A 4,825-nucleotide genomic window follows, 5' to 3' on the forward strand; every position below is an offset into this window, starting at 1 on the left:
CGCTGGTGTACCAGTTGTTCTGCCAAGAGCATAGCTGGGTAGCTACGTGTGGAAGGGATAAGTGCTGAAAGCATCTAAGCATGAAGCCCCCCTCAAGATGAGATTTCCCATTACGTTAAGTAAGTAAGATCCCTCAGAGACGATGAGGTTGATAGGTCTCATGTGGAAGCGTGGCAACGCGTGGAGCTGAGAGATACTAATCGATCGAGGGCTTATCCAAAAATTGATGTTTGTTTAGTCTTCTAACGAAACTCTGTGAAGAGTGTCGAAGCTGTTATCTAGTTTTGAGAGAACATCTCTTAAACAAATATTTGTCTAGTGGCGATAGCGAAGAGGTCACACCCGTTCCCATGCCGAACACGGAAGTTAAGCTCTTCAGCGCCGATGGTAGTTGGGGGCTCTCCCCCTGTGAGAGTAGGACGTCGCTAGGCAACATGAGAAAAAGCATTCACCTTTTGGTGGGTGCTTTTTTGTGTGGACTGGGGGGATTTAATCAAGTTAGTAGTGGCTTTAGTCGAGTTAGTTCTACCTTTAAACGAGTTAGCTGCGACTTTAGTCGAGTTAGATTCTCCTTTAGTCAAGTTAGCACCAACTTTACAAAGACAAATACCACTCAATTGGACAAAAGAGGATTTTCTAGGCAGAAGCAGAATAAGTTATTTGGAATACTTAAGGGCCTAAAAATTAGGGGGTTGAACAAAAGTCATTGTTTCTCCTATAGGAGGATTAAAATGTGAACTATAACTAGGATCATGATGAGGTGGAAAGTTATAACGCTAACATAGGAGGAAGAGGAAATGTCAGAACATTGGGGTCACTATTTTGGGCTTATGGACAATGAACCAGCGTCAGTTGTGTTAGACATGGAAGTTTCTGAGGAAGTTGATCCGAAAGAATTTAAATATGCTTTTGTGATAAATATTAGCCTTAAATGTCCCAATGAAGATGGGTTTGCCACAGATGATGAGGCGGAAGCGCTAAACGAGATTGAGACCGCTTTTAACGAATTTGTACGTGATCGTAATTATGTATTTGTGGGTCGCATCACTTGTAGTGGAGAAAGAGATTTATTTTTTTATTACAACAAGGTGGATAAGCAAGTGTTGTTTGAGGCTACCAAACGATACTTAGATCCAGAACACTATAAATACAATGTTTATAGTATAGATGAAGATGAGCCTTGGGAGATCTATTATACCTCTCTATATCCTAACCTATATCAACTGCAACATATGGGGAATGCGGACGTTGTAGAAGCATTAGAGGAGTCAGGTGATCCATTGGAAGTGGCGAGGAAAGTAGAGCATTGGCTGTTATTTGAAGACTCAAGACTTATGGATAAGTTTACGCGGAGGATAAAAAAAGAAGGATTTATTATTGAAGAAAAAAGTAGGCGAACGGATGAAAATGATAAATACACACTTGTTATTTCTCGGAATGATAAAGTTGATTTAGATTCTATGAATGAGATAACTGATTTCCTCATTGATCTATTGGAGGATTATAATGGCGAATATGATGGATGGGAAACTTTTGTAGTAAAGTAATAACGTTTAGCGAGTACTTGAGAGAGGGAGAGGATGTTCTCAGTTCTGTTTCTCTTAATGGCAGCTATAGAAAGAGGCGATCCGATGGTGATTGATAAATTAATGTCTGCTTTAATAATAAGTATTGCAGTCTCCTTGGTGGTTTCGTTTATTTTTATGGGAGAATACTCATTGTTTATTATCATTTTCATTTATGCCTCTCCTGTTATTTTCATTTCAGGTCTCATATTGTCAAGACTAATAGAGGGCATCGTAAAAAAGTTGGATTTAAACTCCAAGAAGTTAAGGTACCTCACTTCTTTTACTCTATTTGCTATGGGAGGGTTGCTAACGAACGTGTTCTTATATCTAGATGTCTTAAACAATGGACTCCATGGAGAGTCATTCGTATTGGTGGCTTTTGGCATTATTGTATCTCTTGCTTTTTATCATACTACTCTTGCTATTAATAGACTTTTAAATACATTTGCTTAACTCACATGGATGGAAAAGGGAGTGTGTTTACAAGGTCACCAATTATAGCATTGGTCAATCAACACGAAGAAAGAGCTTGGATACCCAAGCTCTTTCTTTATATTAATAGTAATTCCAATTACATATGTAACGTATACAAGCTGCCAGCGGCTTCTTTCCCGTTTAAGTTAATAGGGTTTATAAAGGGGTAATGATTTTTTATTAAAAAGAAGTCGATAAAAAAATGTAACTTTTTTTACAAGTCAATCGTAAGAAAGGTAAACAAGGCATGTGAATGAACAAGGGGGATGGAAAGAATGAAGGCAACTCTATTGGGATTGTTAATTTTGTTTGGTATTTTATTGCTTGTCAGTTGCCAAAGTGTAGAGCGTAATAATGATGGGGCGGTGGCTCAGACAATAGATTTATCATGGGGAGAAGCAACCGAAATAGAAGGGCTAATAGTAAAGCCATTAGATAAAGAAGTAGTTTATGGTGATAAACAAAGTGCCTACGGAATGCAAGTTGAACATGGTATTCAACTTGCGTTCATTGATCTCAGTTTAACAAACCAGTCTAAGGATTCAGTGTTATTAGATAGAGATTTTTACTATGAATCTTTTGGGATTTGCGTTGAAGGTGAGTCAGGCGTTGGGAGGATGGACACAGATCTTTTTCCATTTGACGGCGTATTTGAAGGCGAACTAAAAACAGGTGACACGATTGATACTCGTCTAGCTATTTACCAAGTAGAAGGTGAAATGGACTTAGTCTTCAGCTTGGCTGGTGATGTGGAAGATGGGTATCAAGCGAGGTGGAAGATAGACGAAGAAGCTTTAAAATAAAGGTTGATACTAAATTGGGGCGCAAAAAGATCTTAATTGACCGCTGTTTTCGGAAGTATTGTTGCTTTTATACAAGAAAAAGTTGAAGCAGAAGGGCACAAGACTCCTGTGGCAGTGGGGGCAATGCAAGACCCCACAGGGCGCAGCCACGAGCATTTACTTCATGAATTTGCATCGAGTTGCTTCGACGCAGAAACTACGAAGCGTTACTAGTAGAGGAAGAAGCAGGGTGTTTAGGCTTGCTAGCACCGCCACGGAAAGCGAAGGGCCCGTATGCTTCAACCAGCATTCTAGCGATGAAGAATTACATTAAAAAAGCAACAAACTATACGAAACCAGCCTAATTGAATGAATATATATATTTTACAAAAGAACCGTCTATAAGGTAAATGATACTGTGTATCCAATTTGAAGAGGTGTCGAGTATAGAGGATGAATAGTATGAAACGACACTAAAAAGAAAGGTCATGTTGTGGTCGGTCTAGATAAAGGTAAGAGTGTTAGGGAGGAAACTGAGTGAATAAATTGGTTGTGGTCTTATCATGTTTTATCATTATCATTGGAGTAAGTGGTTGTAATTCAATTGAACAAAATGAACCTGAAGATCTTTTTCAATTTAAAGATTCGTATGTTGGTGATGCGGGAGTTGTTGGAAGTATCACTAGGGAACTTCCGAACCCAAACGGGGAACAGGTACATGGTTTGGAGCTTGAAACGACAAATAAACCTTACGGAGTTATACTCAATTACATTGAGTCAGAAAAAAGTGAGGGTATAGCTACAGATTACAATGAATTGGCTTTGTATAATGCCAGTTTTATACTCGCATTAGTTCATAATGCTGATTGGGTTTCATTTAAGTTTTTAGATCAAGAACTTACCATCACGAGAGAAGACACTCAAAGTTTTTTTGAAAAAGACATCACACAGTTTAATAGCGAACAAGAACTTAGTTCGTTTATTCAAGAAACTCTTGAAAATAAAACCTTTCAGATCTTAGATTGAGGACTTGGCCACTAGTATCTTTGGGTGACCATGAACCAATTCTTTCTTTTAGATAGGTTATTAAAGGTGTTGCAGTGTTTAAATTGAGCTATGGAAAAGTCCACTAGCACTTGCGATTAATAATATAAGTAGTAATCGCGAAATGCACTTTCTAATATGCGAGTTTATAAAAAATGTCTTGGTGGTTTTTCTATCATCAGGGCATTTTTTGGTAGGGAGTAAAAGTACATATACGTTTAAATGATCTATTTTCTTCTTTGGCGATAAATAATGATTAGTCCCCCGGGCAGCCATCTCTCTAAAAAAGGAGGGAAGTAGGTATTAAATTATATCCGGGGTCCAATCCGCCATTATATACTTTTAAAAAGTTCATTGTGTTTGCGGAGTGAAATCGATATACTAGAATCTGTTGTGAATTGGACAAAGAGAAGAGATCTAATAAGATATTAAAAAAACCTTTAAATAAAATTTGAGATTCTTTTTTTACTACAGCGCTGTTAAAAGCCTGATATAAGTGGGTTTCTCCATCTAACTCTCTCTTTGTTTATCGTTTCTAGAAAAAGATTATAAAACTTTTTTCGAAAAACTATTGCGCTACTGAAATCACCGTGGTATATTATTACTTGTCGCCGCGAAAGACACACGGCAGACACGGAAAACACGAAAGTTAGTGACCTTTGAAAACTAAACAAAAAGCCAAGCGAAACGTGGGATAATGACACATTATCCCGTCAATAAAGCAAGACATGATGTCAGAGACATCAAACTTTCTATGGAGAGTTTGATCCTGGCTCAGGACGAACGCTGGCGGCGTGCCTAATACATGCAAGTCGAGCGGACTGATGGGGAGCTTGCTCCCCTGACGTCAGCGGCGGACGGGTGAGTAACACGTGGGCAACCTGCCTCACAGATTGGGATAACTCCGGGAAACCGGGGCTAATACCGAATAATCAAAGGAACCGCATGGTTCCCTTG

Annotated in this window: 4 protein-coding genes and 3 rRNA genes; all 7 read left to right on the forward strand. The window is 38.7% G+C overall.

Going from position 1 to position 4,825, the window contains the following annotated elements; translation table 11 throughout:
• A 23S ribosomal RNA gene (locus tag G476_RS0103030) occupies positions 1 to 220 on the forward strand; the annotation flags it as partial.
• 94 nt (positions 221 to 314) lie between these two features.
• A 5S ribosomal RNA gene (gene rrf / locus G476_RS0103035) occupies positions 315 to 431 on the forward strand.
• 366 nt (positions 432 to 797) lie between these two features.
• Positions 798 to 1,547 (forward strand): DUF695 domain-containing protein, encoded by a 750-nt coding sequence (locus tag G476_RS0103045; protein ID WP_026688786.1) that lies wholly within the window; start codon positions 798 to 800, stop codon positions 1,545 to 1,547.
• A 33-nt stretch (positions 1,548 to 1,580) separates the two neighbouring features.
• Positions 1,581 to 2,021 (forward strand): hypothetical protein, encoded by a 441-nt coding sequence (locus G476_RS0103050; protein ID WP_026688787.1) that lies wholly within the window; start codon positions 1,581 to 1,583, stop codon positions 2,019 to 2,021.
• Positions 2,022 to 2,317: 296 nt separating this feature from the next.
• Complete coding sequence (locus G476_RS0103055) at positions 2,318 to 2,845, forward strand: hypothetical protein (protein WP_026688788.1); 528 nt, start codon at positions 2,318 to 2,320, stop codon at positions 2,843 to 2,845.
• 516 nt (positions 2,846 to 3,361) lie between these two features.
• The gene (locus tag G476_RS0103060; protein WP_026688789.1) at positions 3,362 to 3,850 is read left to right on the forward strand and encodes a DUF4825 domain-containing protein; all 489 of its coding nucleotides are present in this window, start codon (positions 3,362 to 3,364) and stop codon (positions 3,848 to 3,850) included.
• A gap of 769 nt (positions 3,851 to 4,619) precedes the next feature.
• Positions 4,620 to 4,825: ribosomal RNA gene (locus G476_RS0103065) — 16S ribosomal RNA — on the forward strand; the annotation flags it as partial.

It is taken from the genome of Alteribacter aurantiacus DSM 18675, from assembly GCF_000429705.1.
Taxonomy (GTDB): Bacteria; Bacillota; Bacilli; order Bacillales; family Salisediminibacteriaceae; genus Alteribacter; species Alteribacter aurantiacus.

Excerpts from the sequence above, each read along its gene's own strand:
- G476_RS0103055 (WP_026688788.1), top strand. The coding sequence starts at position 2,318 with ATGAAGGCAACTCTATTGGGATTGTTAATTTTGTTTGGTATTTTATTG.
- G476_RS0103050 (WP_026688787.1), top strand. The coding sequence starts at position 1,581 with ATGTTCTCAGTTCTGTTTCTCTTAATGGCAGCTATAGAAAGAGGCGAT.
- G476_RS0103045 (WP_026688786.1), top strand. The coding sequence starts at position 798 with ATGTCAGAACATTGGGGTCACTATTTTGGGCTTATGGACAATGAACCA.